The 20,573-nt window shown below is 69.5% G+C and carries 20 protein-coding genes and 3 pseudogenes; 11 read left to right on the top strand and 12 right to left on the bottom strand.

Annotated features, from left to right (window positions below; translation table 11 throughout):
- The first annotated feature begins 37 nt into the window (after positions 1-37).
- Positions 38-256, top strand: a complete 219-nt coding sequence (locus QEG98_RS22155; RefSeq protein WP_020478851.1) for a DUF3185 family protein — start codon at positions 38-40, stop codon at positions 254-256.
- A 106-nt stretch (positions 257-362) separates the two neighbouring features.
- Here the strand turns inward: QEG98_RS22155 and QEG98_RS22150 are convergent, their stop codons facing one another.
- Together QEG98_RS22150 and QEG98_RS22145 are read right to left on the bottom strand one after the other, a co-directional pair.
- Positions 363-1,148, bottom strand: a complete 786-nt coding sequence (locus QEG98_RS22150) for a tetratricopeptide repeat protein (RefSeq protein WP_090490638.1) — start codon at positions 1,146-1,148, stop codon at positions 363-365.
- 147 nt (positions 1,149-1,295) lie between these two features.
- Positions 1,296-2,494 (bottom strand): annotated as a pseudogene (locus tag QEG98_RS22145) (metallophosphoesterase).
- A 157-nt stretch (positions 2,495-2,651) separates the two neighbouring features.
- On the opposite strand from QEG98_RS22145, the gene QEG98_RS22140 reads away from it, so the two are divergent.
- A complete protein-coding gene (locus tag QEG98_RS22140) occupies positions 2,652-3,407 on the top strand; it encodes an SDR family oxidoreductase (RefSeq protein ID WP_316562726.1) in 756 nt (251 codons plus the stop codon).
- Between the two features lie 27 nt (positions 3,408-3,434).
- Here the strand turns inward: QEG98_RS22140 and QEG98_RS22135 are convergent, their stop codons facing one another.
- A complete protein-coding gene (locus QEG98_RS22135; protein WP_316562725.1) occupies positions 3,435-3,956 on the bottom strand; it encodes a hypothetical protein in 522 nt (173 codons plus the stop codon).
- Positions 3,957-4,117: 161 nt separating this feature from the next.
- Between QEG98_RS22135 and QEG98_RS22130 the strand changes: the two genes are divergently transcribed.
- Entirely contained in the window at positions 4,118-5,425 is a 1,308-nt protein-coding gene (locus QEG98_RS22130) for a DUF4105 domain-containing protein (RefSeq protein WP_316562724.1), read from the top strand.
- On the opposite strand, the gene QEG98_RS22125 is transcribed toward QEG98_RS22130, so the two are convergent.
- Positions 5,403-6,701, bottom strand: a complete 1,299-nt coding sequence (locus tag QEG98_RS22125; RefSeq protein ID WP_316562723.1) for a sensor histidine kinase — start codon at positions 6,699-6,701, stop codon at positions 5,403-5,405. The two genes, QEG98_RS22130 and QEG98_RS22125, sit on opposite strands and share 23 nt — an antisense overlap.
- A gap of 124 nt (positions 6,702-6,825) precedes the next feature.
- On the opposite strand from QEG98_RS22125, the gene QEG98_RS22120 reads away from it, so the two are divergent.
- Positions 6,826-7,311, top strand: coding sequence for a response regulator (locus QEG98_RS22120; RefSeq protein WP_244171797.1), 486 nt, complete (start codon positions 6,826-6,828; stop codon positions 7,309-7,311).
- Between the two features lie 8 nt (positions 7,312-7,319).
- Here the strand turns inward: QEG98_RS22120 and QEG98_RS22115 are convergent, their stop codons facing one another.
- The 6 genes and pseudogenes from QEG98_RS22115 to QEG98_RS22090 form a co-directional block, all read right to left on the bottom strand.
- On the bottom strand, positions 7,320-7,877 hold the full coding sequence (locus QEG98_RS22115; protein WP_316562722.1) for a type 1 glutamine amidotransferase domain-containing protein: 558 nt from the start codon (positions 7,875-7,877) through the stop codon (positions 7,320-7,322).
- Positions 7,878-8,018: 141 nt separating this feature from the next.
- A complete protein-coding gene (locus QEG98_RS22110) occupies positions 8,019-9,224 on the bottom strand; it encodes an ABC transporter permease (protein WP_316562721.1) in 1,206 nt (401 codons plus the stop codon).
- Between the two features lie 28 nt (positions 9,225-9,252).
- Positions 9,253-10,716 carry an efflux RND transporter periplasmic adaptor subunit gene (locus QEG98_RS22105; protein WP_316562720.1) on the bottom strand — a complete coding sequence of 488 codons (1,464 nt, stop codon included), beginning with the start codon at positions 10,714-10,716 and terminating at the stop codon, positions 9,253-9,255.
- Positions 10,717-10,761: 45 nt separating this feature from the next.
- A complete protein-coding gene (locus QEG98_RS22100) occupies positions 10,762-11,508 on the bottom strand; it encodes an ABC transporter ATP-binding protein (protein WP_316562719.1) in 747 nt (248 codons plus the stop codon).
- Positions 11,505-12,260: a TolC family protein gene (locus tag QEG98_RS22095; RefSeq protein ID WP_316562718.1), complete on the bottom strand. Its 756-nt coding sequence runs from the start codon at positions 12,258-12,260 to the stop codon at positions 11,505-11,507. Before QEG98_RS22095 ends, QEG98_RS22100 begins: the two co-directional genes overlap by 4 nt.
- 137 nt (positions 12,261-12,397) lie before the next feature.
- Positions 12,398-12,724 (bottom strand): annotated as a pseudogene (locus tag QEG98_RS22090) (TolC family protein); the annotation flags it as partial.
- 564 nt (positions 12,725-13,288) lie between these two features.
- Between QEG98_RS22090 and QEG98_RS22085 the strand changes: the two are divergent.
- From QEG98_RS22085 to QEG98_RS22065, 5 genes are read left to right on the top strand one after another with little or no spacing between them, the layout of a single operon-like run.
- The gene (locus QEG98_RS22085) at positions 13,289-13,702 is read left to right on the top strand and encodes a hypothetical protein (protein ID WP_316562717.1); all 414 of its coding nucleotides are present in this window, start codon (positions 13,289-13,291) and stop codon (positions 13,700-13,702) included.
- 20 nt (positions 13,703-13,722) lie between these two features.
- Complete coding sequence (locus tag QEG98_RS22080; protein ID WP_316562716.1) at positions 13,723-14,106, top strand: hypothetical protein; 384 nt, start codon at positions 13,723-13,725, stop codon at positions 14,104-14,106.
- A complete protein-coding gene (locus QEG98_RS22075; protein WP_316562715.1) occupies positions 14,034-14,576 on the top strand; it encodes an ATP-binding protein in 543 nt (180 codons plus the stop codon). The genes QEG98_RS22080 and QEG98_RS22075 overlap by 73 nt, the downstream gene beginning before the upstream one ends.
- Before the next feature lie 3 nt (positions 14,577-14,579).
- Positions 14,580-15,104, top strand: a complete 525-nt coding sequence (locus tag QEG98_RS22070; protein ID WP_316562714.1) for a sigma-54-dependent transcriptional regulator — start codon at positions 14,580-14,582, stop codon at positions 15,102-15,104.
- Positions 15,044-15,931, top strand: coding sequence for a sigma-54 dependent transcriptional regulator (locus tag QEG98_RS22065; RefSeq protein ID WP_316562713.1), 888 nt, complete (start codon positions 15,044-15,046; stop codon positions 15,929-15,931). Before QEG98_RS22070 ends, QEG98_RS22065 begins: the two co-directional genes overlap by 61 nt.
- Positions 15,932-15,992: 61 nt before the next feature.
- Here QEG98_RS22065 and QEG98_RS22060 read toward each other — a convergent pair whose 3' ends face one another.
- Entirely contained in the window at positions 15,993-16,586 is a 594-nt protein-coding gene (locus QEG98_RS22060) for a hypothetical protein (protein ID WP_141254539.1), read from the bottom strand.
- A 32-nt stretch (positions 16,587-16,618) separates the two neighbouring features.
- Between QEG98_RS22060 and QEG98_RS22055 the strand changes: the two genes are divergently transcribed.
- Together QEG98_RS22055 and QEG98_RS22050 are read left to right on the top strand one after the other, a co-directional pair.
- The gene (locus tag QEG98_RS22055) at positions 16,619-17,155 is read left to right on the top strand and encodes a tetratricopeptide repeat protein (RefSeq protein ID WP_090490624.1); all 537 of its coding nucleotides are present in this window, start codon (positions 16,619-16,621) and stop codon (positions 17,153-17,155) included.
- 77 nt (positions 17,156-17,232) lie between these two features.
- Positions 17,233-18,033 (top strand): 4'-phosphopantetheinyl transferase family protein, encoded by an 801-nt coding sequence (locus tag QEG98_RS22050; protein ID WP_316562712.1) that lies wholly within the window; start codon positions 17,233-17,235, stop codon positions 18,031-18,033.
- Positions 18,034-18,109: 76 nt separating this feature from the next.
- On the opposite strand, the pseudogene QEG98_RS22045 reads toward QEG98_RS22050, so the two are convergent.
- Positions 18,110-20,514: pseudogene (locus tag QEG98_RS22045) on the bottom strand (endonuclease MutS2).
- Positions 20,515-20,573: the final 59 nt, after the last annotated feature.

The raw sequence follows: 20,573 nt of genomic DNA, 5'->3' as shown, positions 1-20,573 counted from the left end.
CCTTCTTCAAGGGAGGCCCGTGACTTCGGGAGGCAACGTGAGCTTCGTCCGGCTGCTGGGTGTCATGCTCGCCATCGCGGGCGCCGTGTTGCTGTGGTCCGGGCTGAAGGCTCGGGACTCGCTCGCGGAGCGGGCCACGGAGTTGATCACCGGCCGGAACACCGACCGCACCACGCTGTATCTGGCGGGAGGCGGCGCGGCGTTGGTGGGCGGAATCCTGATGGTGCTCGCAGGCGGAGGCAGACGGCGCCGCTGAGCCGTGGGCCAGAAATCCAGATGGCCGCCATCGGCTGAAACACGAAGGGCCCGGAACCGGCTCGCGGTCCCAGGCCCTCGTGTACGGTCCGGCTGGCTGCGGTGGGTTACTGCGCGGGCGCCGCCGCCTTCGCGGCCTTCTGTGCCTCACCGAACTTCTTCGTCATCTCCGCGAACTGCACCTGGTACTCGTCCATGCGCTTCTGGTGCTCGTCGGCGCGAGCCGTCGCTTCGGCGACGACTTCCTTGTTCTTCGCGTTCTCGGCCGCCTCGGACAGCGCCATCTCCTTCTGCTGCCGCTCGAACTCCATCAGGCGGCCCATCACCACGCGCTTGTTGAGGTAGGTGTTGGCGGAGTTGGGGTTGATGGCGATGACCTGGTCGTAATAGCTGAGCGACTTCTCCAGGGACTCCTTGATGATGGGCGCGCCCATGGAGCGGGCGCCGCCGCGCTGCGCGTAGATCTCCGCGATCCACCCGAGCGACGCCTCGTCCTTCGGCTCCAGCTTGAGGGCCTCGTTGAAGTACTTCTCGGCGTCCTCGGTGGTGCCGCCGGTCATGTACATGCTGGCCAGCGTCCGGTAGATCTCCGCCTTCTCCGCGGGCGTCGTCTTGAGCTCGCCCATCTTCAGGACGGCCTCGGCGGCCTCGTTCATCTGCCCCATCTGCATGTGGGCGAAGGCCTTCTTCTCCCAGACCTTCTCCTGCTTGGGGTCCGCCTGGAGCGACAGCGCGTAGGCCGCGGCGGCTTCCTTGAACTCCTTCTTGCTCAGGTGGTCGCTGCCGACGATGCGGTGCTTCTTCGCGGTGTCGTCCTCGGCCTTACACCCGACGACTGCGCCACCCAGCGTGAGCGCTCCGACCAGCAGACCGACTTTTCCAAGGCGCTTCATATCTGTGCCTCTCAAGATTCTTGAGGACCCACCCTCACGGGTCCTGATTTGCCGGGGAGCATACCCGAAGTCGAGCCGCCGCGGCCCTTCGCCCGATGGCCTGCTCCCTGGTGAGCAGGCAGGCCGCGCACGGGATGTCCCAGTGCGTCATGCTGTCAGCACGAGCTTGACCAGCTCTGGCGGGCTGCCGACGCGCATGGGCGGTCCCCAGAAGCCGCAGCCACGGCTGACGTAGATGTTGGAGTCACCGTGCGCGTACAGCCCGGCGGAGTGCTCCCACGCCAGACCAATCAGCATCGTCATGGGAACGAGCTGTCCACCGTGGGTGTGCCCCGAAATCTGCAGGTCCACGCCGCGCTCCGCCGCCACCTTGAAGTTCGCGGGTTGGTGCGCCAGCAGCACCGCGGCGCGGTCGGAATCCCGCCCCGCGAGCGCCAGCTCCAGGTCGTAACCCTTCTTGTTGCGCCGCCGGCCACCGCTCCAGTCATCCACGCCCACCAGGTCGAAGGATGCGCCCTTGTCCCCGATGGAGACGTGCCGGTTGCGCAGCACCGAGATGCCCAGTGACTCCAGGAAGGCCGACCACTCCTCGTCACCCGAGTAGTAGTCGTGGTTCCCGGTGACGAAGTAGCTGCCGTAGCGGGACTTCAGCGCGGCGAGCGCGGACACGTGGCCGCCCAGCGAGGCCACGTCGCCATCCACGAGGTCTCCCGTGATGGCGAACAGGTCGGGGCGCAGCGAATTGGCCTGCTGGACGAGCGCGTCCATGTAACGGCGCTGGATGAAGTGGCCCACGTGGATGTCGGTGAGCTGCACGATGCTCAGCCCGTCCAGGGCCTTGGGCAGCTTGGGAATCCTCACCGCCACTTCAGTGATGAGCGGCGGCGAGAAGGCGCGCCAGCTTCCGTAGGCGGCCAGCCCGCCCCCGCGACGAAGGCGGTGCCGGCCACGGCCTGGCCCAGGAATCGCCGCCGGTCCTCGTCCACGCTAGGGCTGGGTGCTGGCGTGGGAGGCGCGGGCGGGGTGTGTGGCCGCATCCGTGTCGCCAGGGCCGTGAGCCCTCGGCCAGCGTCCGTCAGGAGCAGGGCGATGACGAGGCAGAGCGCCACGCCCATCCACGTGTACACCGCCATGGTGAGCAGCCCTTCGGCGCTCTCCGGAAGCAGGTCCAGCACGGTGCGCCGGTTCCCCAGCACGCCCGTCATCAGCACGAGCACGCCGATGGCCAGCAGTCGAGGCAGGCGGCCCCGCACCAGGGGGCGCACCAGCCGACGGTACAGATACAGGTGGCCCAGCACCGCGCCGAGCCCGATGAGCATCGAAAAGGAGAAGAGTCGCAGCGGCATGACGGAAGGTGCGGGGAGGGGCCTCACGGTACCACGGCACGGCCCGCGGTGAGCCTGGCGCCGAGGTGGCGAAGCGCCCCCACGGGGGCCGGGCGGGCTCGCAGGGCGTCAGGGCGCCTGATAGAGGCACACGCGTCAGCCTGGGAGGACCCTGGACATGGACAAGGTCATCGTCATCACTGGAGCAAGCAGCGGCATTGGCGCGGAGCTGGCGCGGCAAGCGGCCGGGAAGGGCGCCCGACTGGTGCTGGCCGCGCGCCGCAAGGCGGAGCTGGAAGCGGTGGCCGGACAGTGTGGGCACGAGGCACTCGCCGTGGTCACGGACGCGACCCGGCGCGCGGACATGGAGCGGCTGCGTGACGCTGCGCTCGCCCGTTTCGGCCGCATCGACGTGTGGGTGAACAACGCGGGGCGGGGCATCACGCGTTCCGTGGCGGACCTCACGGACGATGACCTGGAGACCATGTGGCGCGACAACGTGAACAGCGCCCTCTACGGGGTGCAGGCGGTGTTGCCGCACTTCCAGTCACGCGACGCCGGGCAGTTGGTGAATGTCTCCAGCACCCTGGGGCGGCTGCCCATCGTTCCCCACCGTTCGGCGTACAGCGCGGCCAAGCATGCGCTCAACGCGCTCAGCGCCTGTCTGCGCCAGGAGCTGCGTGAGACGTACCCGGGCATCACCGTGACGGTGGTGATGCCCGGCGTGGTCGCCACGGCTTTCGGGGACAACGCGCTCGGTGGAGGGCCCGATTCGCGGGGGCTGCCAGGGGCGCAGCGCGTCGAGGATGCCGCGACAGTCATCCTCGATTCCATCGAACGTCCGCGTGCCGAGGTCTACACCCAGGCGGCGACCCAGGCCCAGGTGGAACGGTACTACCAGGATGTGGAGGCCTTCGAGCGGGGAAGCACCTGACGCAGCCGAGCCGCCCCCGCGGCGACGTCAGAGCACCCAGGCGCGCCGGGTGTTCACGTCGCTCTTGAAGCGGTGATAGGGGTTGCCGGAGTCCTGCACGATGATGGTCTCCGACCCGTCGTCCAGGATGGCGGTGACCCGGATGTCGTTCAGGTTCCAGTTGTCACCGGTCTCAAAGGGGTTTGACTGCCCGGATTGAAACCGGATCGCGAACTCGCGCATGTTGCTGTAGAGGACGCCGCTGGGGAGCTCGACTTCCACGGTGCGCGTTGATCCGTTGGGCCAGTTCGCGCCGTTGTTCAGGTTCTGGCTGATGGAGATGTGGTTGCCATTGAGCGCCGTGTAGCTGAACTCAGCGAAGGCGTTGCTCGCCTGGCGCAGGTCGTCGCTTCCGGTGACGATGCGGACACGAAGGTGCGTCACCTGCCGGTCACCATCCACGGCCTGTGCCTTGCCAGGGGTCATGAGGAGCATGGCCACGGCCAGGGTGGCTGTGGCGGCAGCCACGAAGCGCCTGGAATACGTGTTCGGGGTGTGGGTCGTGTTCATGTGAGACTTCTCCTTGCCAATTCGAAAGTGGGTGTGTGTGTCATTGGCTCGCTGCACGACGCCCGCAAGCCGATAGGAACCCTGCCTTGGCGCGTTTCACGTGAACACTGCCAATCTTTTTGCACTGCCCTGACCCCGCGGGCGTGGGGCATTTCCATGGGATGGCGAGACACGCGGTGCTCATCCTGGTCGTGGCCCTGGTCCGCGCGGCGGCGTTCGCCGCACCTCCTCCCGAGGGCTTTGGCGGACATCCGGAGTCCCTGCGCATCCGGCTGGTGACGATTGGCCCCGGCGCGGACATGCACCAGCGCTTCGGTCACAGCGCACTGTGGGTCGAGGACACGCGCCTGAAGACAGGCGTCCTCTACAGCTATGGCACGACGTCCATCGCGAATGGGGGACCGGTCCGCTTCCTCCTGGGCCGGCCGACGTTCTGGGCAGCACGCCTGTCCGTGGAGCGGACCTTCCTGCTGTACCGTGCGCTGGCGCGGTCCATTGAAGTACAGGACCTCATGCTCACGGTGGACCAGCGTCAGCGGCTCCTGGCGCGGTTGGAGCGAGACGTCCAGCCCGCCTCGCGTGAATATGCCTATCATCCGCTCAGGGACAACTGCGCGACGCGTGTGCGGGACGTCCTCGATGAGGCATTGGGTGGCGCGCTTCGGGACGCGCTCACGGAGCCGGCGCGTGCCACCCAACGAGAGCTCCTCCGGAGATACATCCAGACGCATCCGGTGTCGGAGCTGCTCTTGATGTTATGGCTGAACGACGCCGTGGACGCGCCCGCGACTCAATGGGAGGAGGCCTTCCTGCCTCGGGAGCTCGCCAGACTGCTCATGGGCGTGTCCTACGTGGATGGCTCCGGCAGGCGCATCCCGTTGGTGAAGCGCGAGGGGGCCTCATCCTCGTCCATGGACGCGCCCGATCCTGTCGACGCCAGCTGGGAAGGAACCTCCACCTGGCGGCTTGGCGCAGGAGGCGCGGCCCTGGCCGTCATCCTCGCCTTCCTGCGTGGGCGCGGCACACATCGGATGTTCCAGATTCTCTTCGGCCTCTATCACGCCGTGTTCGGGCTCACGCTCGGCGCGGCGGGCGTGGCGCTGGGTGGGTTGATGCTGTTCTCCAGGCTCGATGTCATGCAGGACAATGAGAACCTGTTGCTGGCCAATCCGCTTGCCTTCGCGCTGCTTCCGCTGGGAATCCTCATGATGTTTGGCAGCGAGCGCGCGGAGCGCTGGGCGCGCCGATGCGTCTGGCTGCTCGCGGCGAGTTCGCTGCTCGCGGTGGTGCTCAAGCTCTTGCCCTCATTCGACCAGGACAACCGCAAGCCCATGGCCTTGTGGCTGGTGGCGAATGTCGGACTGGGGCTCGCTCACGCCTGGCGGTTGCGCCGGCCGTCCACGGCGCCTGCGCCTGCTGCCGGGGCGAGGGAAGGGGCCCGTGGCTCTACCCGCTGGTGGGCAGCGTGACTTCGACCCGTGCGCCTCCCTCGGGCGGGTTGCAGGCGCGCAAGGTGCCGCCGCTTGCCTCGACGAGCCCGCTCACCAGGAGCATGCCCAGCCCAGCGCCCTCTGGCTTGGTCGTACCGGCCCGGGGGCGTTCCCCCTCCAGCAGCCCCGGTCGGAAGCCCGGTCCGTCATCGCTCACGCTGAGCAGGACGCGGTGCAGCGCCGGGTTCGGCTCCACGCTGATTCGGACTGTGCGCGCGCCTTGCCGTCCATCACCCTCACAGGCGTTCACGAACAGGTTGGTGACCACGTGCGTGAGCCCTCGCTCTCCACCGACAATCCGGACGCTGACGTCGTTGGCGGCGGCACGCGCCAGGCCCGCTGTTCCTTCCAGCTCGAACCGGACCCGGGAGAACCTCGCCTGGACGACCTCCATGGCGCGGCGCAGCGTGGCGCCCACGTTCACCGCTGTCGCATCTTCAATCACAGTCAGCTCGTTCAGGGTCCGGGCCTTCACGCTCTCGATGAAGCTGCTCAGCTCACCCAGGTCCTGGACCAGGGCGCTCGCATGGCCGGGCGCGCTGGCGCCCATGGGCTCGCGGAGGAGGAGATCGGCGCGCAGCCTCGCCGCGGACAGCAACGTGCGCACGTCGTGGTGCTCGCGCAGCAGCGCGCGCAGGTTCGTGCGTGCACGCTCCATGTGGGCGCTCGCGGTTCCGGCTTCCAGGACCAGCCGCCGTGCGATGCCACAAATCACCGAGGCGAAGACGCCCGCGCTGCCGATGAAGATGAACAGGAGCATCAGATCCTTCGCTCCGTAGGTGGCGTTCCTGGCATTGACGTGGAGGTCGAGCGCCGTCAGGCCCCCCATCAACAGGAGGTTGGCCGCCGTCCCAATCCACGCGGCCCCGGGCGACAGCCGCAGCGCGGTGATGAAGGCCACCGCGATGGCCGCCGCAGGGTCCGGCATTCGCAGCAGCCCGGTGTAGTGGGGGCCATGCCAGAGCACCGTGGAGAGGAGGGACGCATGGGCGAAGAGGGCATCCAGCACCGTGGAGGCCACGAGCAGCTTCGCGCCGAACAGCCGCCGCCGAGCTGCCCACAGCGCCATCGCCGACACCGCGATGCTGCCCAGCAGCAGGGGAAGCTGGAGCCATGCCGCCGCGGCACCGCCCTCGGCGTGGGCTCCACCCAGCGCAAGGAAACGCGTCAGGATGAGGGCACTGAAGACAATCCGGCCCACGCTGACCAGTGCTTCGCCCTCGTTCGAAGCGTCGGATAGCACCCGCTGCGCCATCTGCTCCATCGCGGGCGGTCGGGGACTCTCTGGCATTCATGGTAAATTGCCATGGGTGGGGCGGGTCCGACATCTCCTGGTCGTCGAGGACGCCACGCGTCTGGCGCGTGCGATTGAGGAGGCGTTGCGCTCTCGCGTCGAGCGCTGCACCCATGCCGCTTCGCTCGCCGCGGCGCGTCAGGTCCTCCGTCATGATGCGCCCGACGCCGTCATCCTGGATGTCAGCCTTCCGGATGGGGACAGCATCGAGCTGCTGGCGCCGCTGTGTGAGCTGGAGCCGCTGCCGCACGTCATCGCCATCAGTGGGACGGCGACGGCGGAGCAGGCCTTCCAACTCGCGCAGGAGGGTGTGCGTGCCTTCCTTCCCAAGCCGCTGGACCTCGCGCGGCTGGAGGCCGTTTGGCTGGAGACGCTGGCGCGTCCCCCCGATCTGGTCACCGCGCTTCGGGCGAGCGCGGGACGGGTGCCTCTGCACGGCTTCGAGAGCCTCGTCCGCGACACGTTGGTGGACGAGGCCCTGGCGAAATCCGAAGGGAGCGTGCGCGGGGCCGCGAAGCTGCTCCGCATCTCGCGTCAGCTCCTCCAGCACATTCTCAGCGGCCGGAAGTAGACGCCCTGTCAGGTGCGGGCTTCCCGCTCTCCTCGGGCGCCCGCGCCCTTCAGGTCCTCGATGATGGCGCGGCTGAAGTCCTCGAGGTCGTCCGGCTTGCGGCTGGTGATCCAGTTGGCGTCCCGCACCACCGCCTCGTCCTTCACCTGGACATTGGGGATGCGGCGCAGGTCATGCTGAATCGTCGTCCACGCGGTGAGTGTCCGTCCGTCCAGGATGTCCGCGGAGATGAAGAGCTGGGGCCCGTGGCACACCGCCGCGATGAGCTTGCCGCGGTCATCAAACTCCTTCACGAACTGGACGAAGCGCTCGTCGGCCCGAAGGTTGTCGGGAGAGTGCCCGCCGGGGATGAGCAGCATGTCGAAGTCCTGCACCTGGACGTCGTTGATGCTCCGCTCCACGCGGAACGTCTCCTTGCCTTGCTTGCCGGCGACTTCCTCTCCGGCCTTCTTTCCGATGAGGACCACCTCGTGGCCCTCCGTGCGCAGCTTGTCGTAGGGGACCCGCAGCTCGGAGTCCTCGAAACCGCTCCCCACGATGCACGCGATTCGCTTGCCATCCGCCATGTCGTCCCTCCTCGAGTCAGGCCTGCAAACATGTGCACCCTGTGCAGTCCCGGCCCGGAAGAGGAGGGCTTGAAACGCGCTCGGGCGCCGTGCCCGCCGCCTGCTCGGCGGACGGGCTGGCGCCCGAGGCCAGGACTCCGGCTACTCGTAACGGAGCGACTCGATGGGCGCGAGGCTCGCCGCGCGCCGCGCCGGCCAGATGCCGAAGAACACCCCCACCGTCGCTGAGAAGACGATGGCCACGATGATGGCCTCGGGTGCCACCACCACCGTCCAGCCCGCCATGCGCTGGAGCATCGCCGCGCCGCCCATGCCCAGCAGCAGGCCCAGCGTTCCTCCGGCCAGGCACAGCACCAGGGACTCCACGAGGAACTGGAGCATGATGTCCGTGCCGGTGGCGCCCAGCGCCTTGCGCAGACCAATCTCGCGCGTGCGCTCCGTCACCGATACCAGCATGATGTTCATGATGCCAATGCCTCCCACCAGCAGGGAGATGGCGGCGATGCCGGCCAGCAGCAGGGAGAACGTCTGCGTCGTCTCCTGCATGGTGTTGAGCAGCGAGGCCTGGTCGCGGATGTTGAAGTCCGCGGGCTGCTCCGGGCGCAGCCGGTGCTCGCGCCGGAGCTTCTGGTCGATCTCCGCCATCGCGTCGTCCATGGACGTGTCGCTCACGGCCTGCACCGCGATGGAGCGGATGCGGTCGCTGCCCATGACGCGGAACTGCGCGGTGGACAGCGGGATGTAGAGGCTCTCATCCGGGTTGTTGAAGCCCTGCGCGCCCTTTTCGGCCAGCACCCCGATGACCTCGAAGGGAATGCCCCGGATGCGGATGGACTCGCCCACCAGGGACGCGGTGTCCGTCAGGCCCAACTGGGCACCGGCCAGGGCGCCCAGCACCACCACCCGGCGGCGGCCCTTGTCCTCCGCGTCCGTGAAGAGCCGGCCGTTCGTGATCTGCCCCTGGTTGACGCGGAAGTAGTCCGGCCAGGTGCCCACGACGGACAGGTTCGCGTTCTTCGCGCCGTACTCCACCTGGAATCGCGACTCGATTTCCGGCGCCACGGCCTGGATGTGGCGCGCGTTCTCCCGCAGCGCCTCCGCGTCGTCGATGGTCATCGACGCCTGGGCGCGAATCATGCCGCCCGTGAACGCCTGACCCGGGCGCACCGTGAGGACGTTGGTGCCCAGCCCCTGGAGCCGCTGGGCCACCGAGCGCTGCGCCCCTTCGCCCAGCGCGACCATGGTGATGACGGCCGCGATGCCGATGACGATGCCCAGCATGGTCAGCAGCGACCGCAGCTTGTTGGCGAGGACCGCATCGAATGCGACCCGGATGATTTCACCCATGACGTGTCCTCCTGATGAGCCTGGGGGGTTAGCGCGGCCCGCGCGGGCCACCACCCGCGCCGGGAATCACGCCGCCCGACATCTGGCGCATCCGCTCGGTGCTCTGCTGCTGCTGCTTCTGGAGCTTCGCCACCGTGATGAGCACCACCTGCTCGCCATCCTCCAGGCCACTCACCACTTCCGTGCTCTCCCAGTCACTCAGGCCCAGGGTGACGCGCCGGGGCTGCGGACCGGTGGGGCTCTGCACGAAGACGACGCCCTGCCGCGTGTCCGTCGCGCCCTGGACATCCTCGCGAGCCCGGCGGCCCGCGCGGCCCTGGCCTCCGCCGCCCTGGCCTCCGCCGCCCTGGCCTTCACCCATGCCGCCCTGACCCCTGGCGGGCACCGCGCCCGGCCCGGCGCCATGGGCCACCGCGGCGGTGGCGCCCACGCCGGCTTCTCCCACGGCCGACACCGTCGTCGGTCCGGACGGCGCGCCCGGGCGGCTCGGGGCACCCGGCGGCCGGATCACCGCGCGCAGCGCTTCTTCGGAAACACCCACCGCGGCGGCCGCGGTCCGGGCGTCCCGCACGCCCACCACCGCGGTGTTGGGCACGGTGAGGGCATTGCGGCGGCGGGAGATTTCAATGGCCACTTCCGCGTTCATGCCCGGCCGCAGCAGGCCGTCCGGGTTGTCCATCCGCACCAGCACGGGGAAGAGGGTGACGTTCTGCTCCACCAGGGCCTGCGGTTCGATCTTCACGACCTCGCCGATGAAGGTGCGGCCCGGGTAGGCCTCCATGGTGACGCGCGCCTTCTGGCCCGGCTTGATCTGCCCGACGTCCGTCTCGTCCACCTTGGCGCGCACCTGCATCACCGACAGGTCCGCCATCTTGAACAGCGCGGTGCCACCGGACACGTTGTTGGTGGCGGAGGCGATGATGACGCCCGGCTGGATGGTCCGCTCCAGGATGGTGCCGGGGCTGCGAGCGAGGATGGTGACGTCCCGGCTGCGCTCACGCGCTAACTGGAGGTTCGTCTCCGCCCGTACCTTGGTGGCCCGTGCCGTCGCGGACGCGTCCACGGCCGTCTCGTATTCCTGCTGCGTGACGTAGCCGTCCTTGCGCAGCGCCTCCATGCGCTGGCGCTGGGCCTCCGTCGTGTTCAGCCGCACCCGCGCGGACTCCAGGTCGGCCTGGGCCTGCGCCAGCGCGTTCTGCACGTCGCGCGGCTCGATTTCCGCCAGCAGCGTGCCCTCGGCAACGGTGTCCCCCGTGTCGTAGTGGACCTTCAGCACTTCACCGGAGGCCTGGGACTTCACCTCCACGACGCGCAGCGGCTCCACCAGGCCCGCGGATTCGGCCACCACTTCCATGTCCCGGCGCTCCACCACGGCCACCGCCGCCGAGCGCTCGTTCGTCTTGGGCTCCTCGCCGCGCTGGGTGACGTACACCCCCGCGCCGAGAAGGAGCGCCGCGCTGCCTGAGATGATCCACTTCTTCGTCTTGCTCACGACGACCTCCCGTTCCCTGGCCCACGCAGCGAGCGTGGCGAATATTCAGTCCCGATTCCGCTCATCCCGCTCGATGACGCCGTCCTTCAGGAACAGCACCCGCTGCGCATGCGCCGCGATGTCCGATTCGTGGGTGACGAGCATCAGCGTCTGACCCTGGCCATGCAGCTCGCCGAAGAGGGCCATGATCTCCTCACCCGTGCGGCTGTCCAACGCGCCCGTGGGCTCGTCCGCCAGCAGCAGGGCGGGCTGCGTCACGAGCGCGCGGGCAATGGCCACGCGCTGGCGCTGACCGCCGGACAGCTCGTTGGGCCGGTGGTCCATTCGCGCGCCCAGGCCCACCTTGTCCAGCATCGCCGCCGCGCGCTCGCGTCGCTCCTTCTTGGGGATGCGTGCGTAGATGAGCGGCAGGGCAACGTTGTCCAGCGCGGAGGCGCGGGGCAGCAGGTTGAAGCTCTGGAACACGAAGCCCAGCTCCCGGTTGCGGATGCGGGCCAGCGAGTTCTCCGACATGCCCGCCACCGGCTGGCCGTTGAGCCAGTACTGGCCTTCGCTGGGGACGTCCAGGCAGCCGATGAGATTCATGAAGGTGGACTTGCCGGAGCCGGACGGGCCCATGACGGCCACGTATTCATTGCGGCGGATGGTGAGGTCCACGCCGCGCAGCGCGCGCACCACCTCGGAGCCCATCGTGTAGTCCTTGCGCAGGCCCTCCACGCGGATGACCACGTCGGAGATGTCCCGCGCCGGGCCCGTGCCCGCCTGCTGCTGGGGATGGGTAGACGTGCTCACAGCGGCCTCCCCGCGAGCGCTTCCAGCTCCGCGCGCGCAATCCGGTAGTCAAAGCGGGAGGCCACCAGGTTGATCTCCGCCGTCACCAGGTTCTCCTGGGACGTCAGCAGCTCGATGATGGTCGTGGCGCCCAGCTTGTAGCGTTCCTGCTGCACCTTCAGGTCCTCCTGGGCCACCGCGACGGACTCCGTGGCCAGGGCGATGCGGTTCGACGCCAGCTTGAGCTGGTTCAAGGACGTTCCCACGCTCGAGCGCAGCGCGCGCCGGGTATCCGACAGCGTGGCCTGGGCCACCGACGCCTGCGTCCGCGCACTCACCACGCGCTCCTCGCGAACGAAGCCGTCGAAGATGGGATAGGACAGGCCCAGCCGGACCGACCAGCTCGTGCGGCCTCCGTTGAAGGCGGGCTCGTCATTGAACCAGTCATAACCGCCGGAGAGACGCACCGTGGGCAGGTAGGACGACCTGGCCACCTTCACGCTGGCTTCCGCCGCCCGAAGGTCCGCCTCCGCGGCCTGGATGGACGGCGCCTGGGCGGTGATTTCGTCCGTCAGCGCTTCGTCGGTGAGCGCGAAGGTGGACACGTCCTGGAGCTCCAACGGCTGAGCGTCCACCGGCCCATCCTCGCCGATGAGCCTGCCCAGCGACAGGGCCGCGGCGGCGTGCTGGGTCTGCGCGGAGAGCAGGGCCTCCTGCGCGGCGGTGAGGTCGTACTTCGCCCGCAGCACGTCGGAGCGCGTCGCCGAACCCACCGCCAGGCGCCGATCCGCGGCCTCCGCGTTCTGCTTCGCACGCTCGATGCGGGACCGGCGACCTCTTCCAGGCCCCCGGCGCGGAGGACTTCGTAATAGGAACGCTCCACGTCGAGCACCGCGGATGCGCGCTGTGCAATCAGTCCGGCTCGCGCGGCGCTGGAGCGCGCCTGGGCCTGCTTGCTGGTGGCGCCGCGCTGGCCACCGGTGAAGACGTTCCACGAGGCCGACAAGCCGGCGCTGTACGTGTCGCTGGGGGCGTTGAACACCGCGCCCGTGGTGGGGTCCAGGCGCTGGCTGCTGGCCAGCGAGCTGTTCGCGGTCGCGGACAGGTTGGGGAGGTAGGCTCCAAACGCGCTGCGCTCAGCGGCCCCTGTCGTGGTGACGGTGCCGGCGGCTTGCGCCACCTGGGGGCTCGTCTTCAGCGCCCGGGCGATGGCCTCCTCCAGGGAGACCGTTGTCATCGTCGTCGTTGCCTGGGCCAGACCCACGCCGGGCGCCGTCACCAGCCCGAGGAAGCCCAGGGCCAGGGCCGTCATCCGGTAGGGTTGCCGCTTCCACCACGGTGTCTGTGCGTTTTTCATCGCAAGCCGGGCCACTGCATTTGCCTTGCCACGGTCCAACCCATGGAAATGTGGAGGGAAAGTGGCGCCGGGCCTGCGGGAACCGCAGCGCGAGTGCGGATTCCGCATGCGATGCCGGCCATCTTCGCATGCCCGCCTTGGGGCCTCCCTGGGGCCTACGCGCGCGAGCCTGAACAGCGGGCCTGGGCCCCGTGATTGCACTGGGCAGGGCGACTTGTGGGCGCGCCGAGGTTTCGCGCCTGCTCCTTCGCCCTGCCAGCGGCCACGTGGCCGCCCTCCACCCCCAGGAGAACGCCCCATGCACCCTCTCATGCTCGGACGACCGACGGCTCCCGAGGCGCGCGGCACCGACAGAAGAGAGTGCGGATTCCGCACTCCGCATGCAGAGTTCGCAGCCTGTGGAGGTGTGCGATGGAGTTGGAGTCCCCACGGCGGAGGTCGGCGATGAGCGGCGCTCCCTGGTGGCGGCCGCTTGGGCCTCGAGCGCCCTGGGTGGCGGCGGTGCTCATGTGCGCGGTGCTGATGTCCGCGGCGCTGTTCATCCGGAACACCGCGTTGGAGTCGTCCGCCCTGGTCACCCGGGGCATGGCCAACGTCATCATGGTCGCCGGCTTCGAGGCCTTCCGCGACACGGAGGGGCTCCCGGACCCGTCCGCGCTGAACGCCTTCCTGGCATCCCACCGGGAGGGCGGCCTGCGCTACGTGGCCGTCATGGATGACGACCAGGTGCTGGCGTCAGCCGGGGAGGAGATGTTGGGGCGGCTTCTCTTTCATGAGGGCTCGCCGCTGGTGGTCGAAGGGGCGCGCGCGCGCTGGTCAGCCGCCTCCGCCGGCCCCGTCCCGCCTTCGGTCCCCTGACACAGGAGGAGGTCCGCGCCATGGCGGCGCAGGGCGATTCCCAGGAGCCGCGCAAGCACCTGCGCATGGTCTACGAGTTCGAGCCGCTCACCGCCCTGGCGTTGGAGTCGCGCTCGCAGCGTCTGCTGGGCGTGGCGGTGGCCTCGTGCGTGGGCATCCTGGCGTTGGCCTTCGCTTTCTCGCGCTCGTTGGCGCAGCGGGAGGCGCTGTCGGAGGAACTGGAGCGCGGCCGGCGGCTGGCGGCCCTGGGCACCATGTCCGCGGTGCTGGCGCATGAGCTTCGCAACCCCTGGCCTCGCTCAAGGGGCATGCCCAACTGCTCGCCGAGCGCGTGGAGCGTGACGCCGCCCTGGCGCCCAAGGCGGACCGGGTGGTGTCGGAGGCCGTCCGGCTGGAGCAGTTGATGAACGACCTGCTGGGCTTCGTGGCCAGCGGAGAGCTTCGTCGCGTGGAGGCGGACCCCAACGACGTGCTCCGCGCGGCGGTGGAGAGCACGGGCGCGGCGCGTGTGGAGGCTCGCTACCTGCCGGACCGCACGCCCTTGCCTTTGGATGCGGGCCGGTTGCAGCAGGCGCTGGAGAACGTGCTGCGCAACGCTGTCCAGGCCAGCCCCGAAGGCCAGCGCGTGGAGGCGACCGTGGAGCGGCAGGACTCATCCCTGGTGTTCACGGTCAAGGACCACGGGCCCGGCATCGCGGCGGGGGAAGAGGAGCGCATCTTCGAGCCCTTCATCACGGGCCGCGTGCGCGGCGTGGGCCTGGGGCTGGCCATCACCCGCCGCATCGTCGAACTGCACGGCGGCACGGTGAGCGCGCGGAGCCATGCGGGCGGCGGCGCGGAGTTTCGTCTCACCGTTCCCGCGAGAGGAGCCTGAGCGATGGCGCGAATCCTGGTGGCGGATGACGAAGAGGGCGTGCGCTCGTTCCTCGCCGAGGCGCTGGAGTACGAAGGTCACTCGGTGACCATGGCCGCCGACGGCGAAGAGGCCGCGCGGCTGATGGCTCGGCAGGGCGTGGACCTGTTGCTCACGGACTTGCGGATGCCCGGGATGGACGGGCTGACCTTGCTGCGCAAGGTGCGCGAGGAGCAGCCCGACGTGGAGGTGGTGGTGCTCACCGCCGTGGGCACGGTGGAGAGCGCCGTGGCGGCGATGAAGGCGGGCGCCTTCGACTTCCTGCTCAAGCCGGTGGGCAGCCCCGCCGAGCTGCGCCTGACGGTGGCGCGGGCCCTGGAGCGGCGCGCGCTGCTCAACTGGAAGACCGAGGCGCGGCAGTCAGCGGGCGAGGTGGAGCTGAGCTGGGGGCTCCCGCCATGCACCCGGTGGTGGAGGCATTGCGAAAGGTGTCGCCTACGCAGGCCACGGTGCTGCTGGTGGGAGAGAGCGGGACCGGCAAGGAGGTGACCGCGCGGGCCCTGCACCAGTGGAGTGAGCGCGCGGACGGGCCCTTCGTGGCCGTCAACTGCGCGGCGCTGACGGAGACGCTCCTGGAGAGTGAGCTCTTCGGCCACGAGAAGGGCGCCTTCACCGGCGCGGTGGCCCAGCGGCGCGGCCGCATCGAGCTGGCGCAGGGAGGCACCTTCTTCCTGGACGAGGTCGGCGAGCTGAAGGCCGAGCTGCAGGCCAAGTTGCTGCGCGTCCTCCAGGAGCGCCGCTTCGAACGCGTGGGCGGTACGCGGACCCTGGAAGCCGACGTGCGTTGGGTGGCGGCCACCAACCGCGACCTCAAGGCGATGATGGCGCGCGGTGAGTTCCGCGAGGACCTCTACCACCGGCTGGCCGTGTTCCCCATCCGGCTGCCGTCCCTGCGTGAGCGGCGCGAGGATCTGCGGCCGCTGTCGGAGCTGCTGCTGCGCCGCATCGGCGACGAGCTGGGTCGTCCGGGTTTGCGTCTGTCACCGGAGGCCGTGGCGCGGCTGGAGGCGTTCACCTGGCCGGGTAATGTCCGCGAGCTGCGCAATGCGCTCGAGCGGGCCGCCATCCTCGCGGATGGGCCGGTGGTGGATCCTCGGCACCTGTGGCTGGACCCAACGGGCGCGGCGGGGCCCGTGGTGGATGCGCCCGTCTCGGAGAGGGGCCGGCTTCCCAGCCTGACGCTGGAGGAACTGGAGCGACGGGCCATTGAGCAGGCCATCGCGGACGAGGCGGGGAACCGCAAGCGTGCCGCGCAGCGGCTGGGGATTGGCTTGCGGACGCTGTACGACAAGCTGCGGCGCTACGAGTCGCCCTGAGCGCATCGAGCGGCGCGGAGAAGCGACTCCGCGCCGCGCGCCCCGGCAACCTACGCGGGGGTCACGGAGGGCCGTTGCCCTGCCGCTTCGAGTTCAGCTCCACCGCGGTGGCGTAGATCTGCGCCCAGGAGCGGTACTTGAAGCGGTTCAGCGCGCCCTTCTGGTCGTTCGCGTAGTCGAACATGTCCTTGCGGAAGAGGGCGTCGGCGGCCTTGCGCGCATCGGGGCCGAGCGGCGTGCCCTTCTTGTCGAAGTAGCGCAGCAGGTCGTAGCCGTAGTCGTGCGTCTTGGCCGCGGGGTCGAACTCCTTGTCCGGGCCAATCTTCAGCGGGACGGAGGCGTAGCCCAGCGGGTCCTGCATCCGCTGACCGTGCGGCGTCTGGATGGCGTAGGGCTTGTAGCCGATGACCTTCTCGAAGTCCGCCGGAGGAGGGCGGGCGCCGGTCAGGTACTCCATCATCAGCTTGCCGTGGTCACCCGCGGGCGCCGCACCCACCTTCGCCGTGCGCTGGAGCGCCGTCGTCGTGTTGCTGAACGAGTCCTTCTGGTGGATGGCCGCGGGGACCGCGGCGGCGTTGGGCTTCTCCGCGGCGGGCGACTCCGAGGGGGAGTTCGCCGGGCGGCGGGCCGAGACGGGGGCGTTGCGAACGAGCATGATGAAGTCCGGGGGGAAAGCTTCCTCTCAGTTTGTCGCAGTTTGTAGACTTGAAGTTGCGTGGAAATGACCGACGCACCGCGTGGTGCCAGGAGAACTCAGTGGGAACGGACCTTTATCGCGACGGAATGGCCCGGTTGGACGCAGGGGATGTGGCCGAAGCCCGCCGTCTGCTGGAAGAGGCGCTGCGCAAGTCCCCCGGCGACGTGGCGGTGATGCACGGATTGTCTCGCGTGTTGGATCAGGCGGGTGAGCGCGCACGCTCCGTGGAACTGCTGGAGCACGCCCATGCCCGGGCGCCGTCGGAGCCGGGCCCGGCGCACGACCTGGCCATGGCGCTGCTGGAGCGGGAAGAGGACGTACGGGCGGTACAGGTCCTCACGCCTGTGTTGGAGGCCCACCCCGAGGACACGCGGGCGCACCTCTTCATGGCCATGGCCCTGGCGAAGTCGGACGCCGCGCGTGCTCGCATTCACACCGCGAAGGCCCTGATGGACTCGGATCCCGACGTGAAGCTGCAGGCCCAGGCCCTGGACGACGTGCTCGCGGAGCACCAGCGCCTGTCCTGAGCCGCGACACGCGCGGCGCGGGCCAGGGGCTCGGCTGTGATTGAGGTCCCGGGCGGGTTGACACAGAATCCAGCGCCATGACCGGCTCTGACCATCACGACCCGCTCGGACTGGAGTCCTCCGCGACGGTGTCGCTCGGCATGGTGCGCCACGGTGTGCCGGTGCCGGCGGTGCTCGCCTGTGTCCATCAGGAGTCCGCTGTGGCCATCAACGATGCGCAGCTGGCACTGCTCCATCCGAACGAGCGGGCACGGCTGGACGGCTTTCGCGCGGACTCGCGGCGGCTCGGGTTCTTCTTGGGGCGCTACGCCGCCAAACGCGCCCTCGGCGGGCTCGGCATCCAGGTACCGATGCACGCGGTCGAAATCGCGCCCGGCGTCTTCGAACACCCCGTGGTCAAGGGCGCGGGAGGGGATTCGCCCGTGGTCTCCCTCAGCCATGCGCGCTCGGTGGCGGCAGCGGTTGCGTGTGGGCCGGAGCACATCGTTGGCGTCGACGTCGAGCAGCTCTCTCCCGAACGGACGGACGTCTTCGAATCCGTGATGCCGCAGCGCGAGCTGGCCATGGTCCGTCACGCGCCCGGCGGCGGCGAACTGGCGGCGAACGTCATCTGGACCATGAAGGAAGCACTCTCCAAGGCCCTGCGCTGCGGGCTCACCGCTCCGTTCGAGGTCCTGGAGGTCGACGCCTTCGAGGGGCATGTCGCGGGAGGCTACGGCTGCCTCTTCCGCAACTTCGCCCAGTACCGCGCCCGTGCCTGGGTGCTCGGCGGATACGTGCTCGCGGTGGTGTCTCCCAAGCACTCGCTGCTCCATGTCGCGCCGGCGGATCTGGAGCGCATCCGCCAGGTGTTTGGTCGCGACGTGTCTCGAAGCTAGGCCGCCAGCTCCGTCGCCGCGCCTGACATGCGCTGGCGACAGCGCAGAGTGCTTCAAGTCCGTATCGCGGGGGCGGTCAGGCGCGCAGGGCGACCACGGTCACCCCGTCGCCGCCTTCGTGGCCTTCACCCGGCCGGTACATGCGGATGTACGGAGACGCGGCCAGGTAGTCACGGATGGCCTGCTTGAGCGCCCCCGTGCCATGGCCGTGGATGACGAGCGCGGCGTCTTCTCCGCTGCGCATGCCGCGGTCCAGGAACGACTCCAGCTCCGCCAGCGCGTCGTCCGCGCGCATGCCGCGCACGTCGCAGCGGAAATGGGTGGCCTCCACCTCGGAGGGGGCCGCGGAGGCCGCGCGCTTGAGCGCCGCATCCTGCTTCTGCCGCTCCGGGAACTTCGCCTGCTGCGGCTTGCGCGTGCGCGCGCCCGACAGCTCCGTGATGGGCACGCGCATCTTCAGCGCGCCACCCGCGGACACCACCGCGTGGTTGTCCGCCAGCTCCAGGATTTCCACATCGCGGTTCAGCCCCGAGTGGTGCACCCAGGCGCCCACCTTCAGGTTGGCCGGGCCGGTGCCTCCACCTGGAACAGCTCCGCCTTGGCGGCCTGGGCGCGCTTCAGCGCCTCGTCCGCGCGCTGCTGGAGTTGCTGCCGGGCCTCGGCGAGGGCCTTCTCGTTCTGCTCGGCTCGAAGCTTCGTCAGCAGCTTCTGCACTTCCGCCGCCGCGTGCTCGCTGGCCGCGTGCACGTCGTCGTTGAACTGCATCATCCGGGCGCGGCGCTCGCGCTCGAAGGACTGCTTCTGCTTCTCCAGGTCGGCCCGGAGCGCCTCGGCCTCCTGGGCCGCCACGCGGGCGCGTTCCAGCTCCTCGTGGAGCTTGCGCCGTTCCTCCTCGGCCGCAGCCAGCGCCTTGGTGAGCGGACCGCCGGCACTGACGGACAGCTCCCGGGCGCGCTCGCACACGTTCTGGGGCAGGCCCACGCGTGCCGCCATCTCGATGGCCGACGACTGGCCCGCGGCGCCAATCTGGAGCCGGTAGGTGGGGGCCATGCGCTTCGAGTCGAAGCCCACGCGCGCGTTGAGGAAGCGCGGGTCCATGTGCGCCAGCGCCTTCAGCTCCTCCAGGTGCGTGGTGACGAGCACCACCACGCCCTTGGACATCAGCTCCTCCAGCACGGCGATGGCGATGGCCGCGCCCTCGCGCGGGTCGGTGTCCGCGGCGATTTCGTCGATGAGCACCAGCGAGCCCTCGCCCACGGCGCCGATGATGTCGCGCAGCATCACCACGTGCGCGCTGAACGTGGACAGGCCCTGCTCCAGGTCCTGCGCGTCACCCACGGTGGAGTGGACGGAGCGGTACAGCGGCATCCGAGAGCCTTCGGCCACCGGAATCGGCAGGCCGGCGCGGAGCATCAGCGCGCTGAGGCCCACGCCCGTCAGCGTCACCGTCTTGCCGCCCGCGTTGGGGCCGGAGACGACCAGGGCCTTCGCATCGCCCGTGAGCGTCACGTCGTTGGCCACCACCTCGGCGCCCTTGAGCACCAGGCGCGGGTGGCGCAGCTGCCGCAGCTGCATGTCCGTGACGTTCTCGAAGGCCGGCATGCTGGCGCCCAGGTCCGCGGAGAGGATGGCCACGGATTCGGCCTCGTCCAGCTCCGCCACGGCGTCCAGGCCCTCCAGGATGCGCTCCGACTCCCGGCCGAGCTGGTCGCTCAGGGCCTGGAGCACCTTGCGCTCCTCTTCGGCCACCTCCGACTGGGCGATGGCGAGGTCGTTGCCCAGGCCCACCATGGCCTGGGGCTCCATGAAGAGCGTCTGGCCCGTCTGGCTGGCGTTGTGGACGATGCCGTCCACTTCCGAGCGGTAGTTGGCCACCACCGGCACCACGTAACGCCCGTTGCGGAGCGTGTAGTAGTTCTCGCGCAGCTTGGGGAGGAAGGTCTCGTCGTGGAGCAGCTCGTCGAGCCGCGACTTGATGCGGCGATGGAGCCCACGTGCCCGGTCCCGGGCTTCGCGCAGCTCCGGGCTGGCGCGGTCGGAAATCTCACCGTCCGGTTCGAAACACTGGTCGATGCGGCGGGCCAGCGGCTCTAGTGAGGGCAGCCGGCGGGCAATCTCCACCAGCCGGGGGACGCGGGCCCGGCGTTCGTCCAGTGCCTCGCGGGTGCGGACGAAGGCGAACAGGAGCTGCGCCGAGTCGATGAGCTGGCGGGGCTCCAGCATGCCGCCCTTGGCCGCATGGCCGATGGGCGTACGCAGGTCCGTCACGCCACCCAAGGGGAGGGAGAACTGCTCCTGGGACAACGAGCGGGTCTCGGCGACGAGCGCGAGGGCCTCCGCCACTGCCTCGGGGGTGTCCAGGAAGGGCCGGGCGAGCACTCGCTCTCTGCCAGGCTCCGTCCTGCAGCGTTGCGCCAACGCGCGGAGCACATCCGCGAAGCCCAGGTCTTCCAGCGTTCTTTGCGATATCTGCACGGTCATGGGTTTCATGCGCGGCCGTTCGGCCGTCAAGAGGATCTATTGAGGCGCCCGGGTCGGCT

Origin of the sequence: Myxococcus sp. MxC21-1, assembly GCF_032612255.1 — a bacterium.
GTDB lineage: Bacteria > Myxococcota > Myxococcia > Myxococcales > Myxococcaceae > Myxococcus > Myxococcus virescens.
This window is presented reverse-complemented; position numbering and strand designations above follow the sequence as displayed.

What these genes read in the sequence shown, in the direction of transcription:
- QEG98_RS22150 (WP_090490638.1), bottom strand. Translation starts at nt 1,148, where the DNA reads ATGAAGCGCCTTGGAAAAGTCGGTCTGCTGGTCGGAGCGCTCACGCTG.
- QEG98_RS22140 (WP_316562726.1), top strand. Translation starts at nt 2,652, where the DNA reads ATGGACAAGGTCATCGTCATCACTGGAGCAAGCAGCGGCATTGGCGCG.
- QEG98_RS22135 (WP_316562725.1), bottom strand. Translation starts at nt 3,956, where the DNA reads ATGAACACGACCCACACCCCGAACACGTATTCCAGGCGCTTCGTGGCT.
- QEG98_RS22130 (WP_316562724.1), top strand. Translation starts at nt 4,118, where the DNA reads ATGGCGAGACACGCGGTGCTCATCCTGGTCGTGGCCCTGGTCCGCGCG.
- QEG98_RS22125 (WP_316562723.1), bottom strand. Translation starts at nt 6,701, where the DNA reads ATGGCGCAGCGGGTGCTATCCGACGCTTCGAACGAGGGCGAAGCACTG.
- QEG98_RS22115 (WP_316562722.1), bottom strand. Translation starts at nt 7,877, where the DNA reads ATGGCGGATGGCAAGCGAATCGCGTGCATCGTGGGGAGCGGTTTCGAG.
- QEG98_RS22110 (WP_316562721.1), bottom strand. Translation starts at nt 9,224, where the DNA reads ATGGGTGAAATCATCCGGGTCGCATTCGATGCGGTCCTCGCCAACAAG.
- QEG98_RS22085 (WP_316562717.1), top strand. Translation starts at nt 13,289, where the DNA reads ATGAGCGGCGCTCCCTGGTGGCGGCCGCTTGGGCCTCGAGCGCCCTGG.
- QEG98_RS22080 (WP_316562716.1), top strand. Translation starts at nt 13,723, where the DNA reads ATGGCGGCGCAGGGCGATTCCCAGGAGCCGCGCAAGCACCTGCGCATG.
- QEG98_RS22070 (WP_316562714.1), top strand. Translation starts at nt 14,580, where the DNA reads ATGGCGCGAATCCTGGTGGCGGATGACGAAGAGGGCGTGCGCTCGTTC.
- QEG98_RS22060 (WP_141254539.1), bottom strand. Translation starts at nt 16,586, where the DNA reads ATGCTCGTTCGCAACGCCCCCGTCTCGGCCCGCCGCCCGGCGAACTCC.
- QEG98_RS22050 (WP_316562712.1), top strand. Translation starts at nt 17,233, where the DNA reads ATGACCGGCTCTGACCATCACGACCCGCTCGGACTGGAGTCCTCCGCG.